The organism is Serratia sp. DD3, from assembly GCF_000496755.2.
The window spans coordinates 1-2,488 of the sequence record NZ_AYKS02000119.1 but is presented as its reverse complement, the minus strand read 5'-3'; the positions used below and the strand labels follow the sequence as shown (position 1 = coordinate 2,488).

Annotated in this window: 1 protein-coding gene; it reads left to right on the top strand. The window is 52.5% G+C overall.

The features are described 5' to 3' along the window. Nucleotides 1–2,488, top strand: a 2,488-nt coding sequence (locus IO95_RS22220) for an Ig-like domain-containing protein (RefSeq protein ID WP_235186816.1), incomplete at both ends; no start/stop codon positions are given.

Sequence of the window (2,488 nt, the reverse complement as noted above, 5' to 3'; positions counted from 1 at the left end):
GAGAACGTGACTTTAGTTCGTGTCGGCAAGGCGTTGCACGTGATCCAGGAAGGGGACACACAAGCCAGTATTATTATTGAAGACTACTTTAATGGTGAAGCCAACAACCCGGTGTTACTGGGAATGGCTGAAGATGGCCAGCTGTATGCCTATGTTCCCTTGTCCGGGGAAGGCTATGAGCACGGCTATCTCTTTACTGATGGTGAGTCATCGCCTGTCGCATTAGGTGGTCCATCTCAAGGCAGTGGTGAAGGCATTTTTGTCGCTTCTGATGATAATCAGGATGCGCTGTTTGGTCTTTTGGGTTGGCTGGCGGCAGCGACAGCGATCGGCGCTGGGGCCGCGGTTGCCTATCATAACCGTAGTAAAGATGATAATAATGACCCTGAACCGACCCCTCCGGCAAAACCGGCGATTGGCGGTGCACTTGACCATACGGGTTCTATTCAGGGCCAAATTAAAAACGGCGGCCAGACAGATGAATCTCATCCTACCTTAAGTGGTAAAGGTGTCGCTGGTAACATCATCACCGTGTATGACAACGGTAGTGCCATTGGCAGCGTGGTCATTGATGGCAATGGCAACTGGACATTTACCCCTGATCAAGCAATGGGTGACGGCAGTCACCAAATGGTGATCACCGAGACTGATCCGTCTGGTAATGTCAGCTCGCCTTCTGATCCTCTGAACTTCACGGTTGATACTACACCGCCGGATGTCCCTGGTATGCAGCATGTCATGGACAAAACGGGGGACGTTGTCGGTGAAATAAAACCGGGTGATTCCACGGATGATCCACGTCCTGTCCTGACCGGTAGCGGTCAGCCAGGTGACACCGTGACTATCTATGACAACGGTAATGTGATTGGCGAGACCGTCGTCAATGACGATGGTCGTTGGTCTTTCCAGCCAGAGACACCGATGACTGATGGAAAGCACAACATCACGGTTTCTGAAACCGACCCTGTGGGTAATGAGAGTAAGCAGAGTGGTGGTTGGGAATTTAACGTCGATACACAAGCCCCTAGCAAGCCTGCTATTGGGAGCGTTATCGATGACGTCGGTGCCGTTACCGGCCCATTGACCAGTGGCACCACCACGGACGATACCCAACCTGAACTGAAAGGTATGGGGCAACCTGGCGATGTCATTATTATTAGTGACAATGGTAAGCCGATTGGCTCAACGGTTGTTAATGGTCAAGGTGAATGGAGCTATCAGGTTGAAGAGCCCCTGGCCGAGGGCAACCATAGCCTGACAGTCAGTGAAGTTGACCCGGCCGGTAATGCCAGCACACCTTCTGATCCTATTGTGATTGTGGTTGATACCACAGCACCAGGGCAACCTGATGTGTCGAATGCCCAGGATGACGTGGGTGCTATCACCGGCGCAATCAAGAATGGTGGTACAACCGATGATACTCAACCTAAATTCAGCGGTGGCGGCCAACCTGGCGATATTATCAATATCTATGATAACGGTGAAAAGATTGGTTCAACGGTAGTTGGGGATAACGGCAAATGGAGCTTTACGCCTGAGACACCACTGGACGAAACCAATCACAGTATTACCACCACGGCAACCGATCCGGCGGGTAACGAAAGTAAGCCCTCTGAGCCGTTGAACTTTACTGTCGACACCACGTCTCCATTAGTTGATCCTGAGCATTTGGCGATTACTTCCGTCGAAGACCGCGTGGGCAATGAGACAGGTAACGTTACATCAGGGAATAGCACCGATGACAGCCAGCCGCTGATCAGCGGTATTGGTACTGCTGGTGATATCATCATTGTGTACACCACTGATGCGACCGGCAATCACCCGATTGGCAGCACCAAGGTACTCGATAATGGCACCTGGTCACTGACGCCAACCACCCCACTGCTGGAAGGTAACAACCAACTGACCATCGTGGCGGTCGATGCGGCGGGTAACAAGACCACCCCAAGCACACCATCCTATGATATCAATCTTGACATCACCATACCGTCAGAACCAGCCATCACCAGCGTGCTGGATGATGTTGAACCGAAAGCTGGCGCTCTGCAGAAAGGGGATGTCACCAACGACAACACCCCAACCCTGAAAGGTAGTGCCGAGGCGAATAGCCTGGTCAAGGTCTACGATAAAGGTGAACTGATCGGTTCAACCACGGCAGACGGCAAGGGTGAGTGGAGCTTTACGCCAGCAGCAGGCGCTGAACTGAAAGATGGCAACCATACCCTGACCATCACCTCAACGGATGCCGCAGGCAACGAGAGTGCTCCTAGCGGCAGTTTTGATATTGTAGTAGACACTAACGTCCCTAACTCGGCTGGCGATATCGTTATTACCGACAACGTGGGGGAGAAGACCGGTGAAGTGAACCCGGGGGATACCACCGATGACCGTTCACCAAACCTGAGCGGTACGGGCGAACCCGGCGGCACGGTCACCATCTATGATAACGGTGAAGAAATCGGTACCGCCAAGATTGAAGATGACGGCA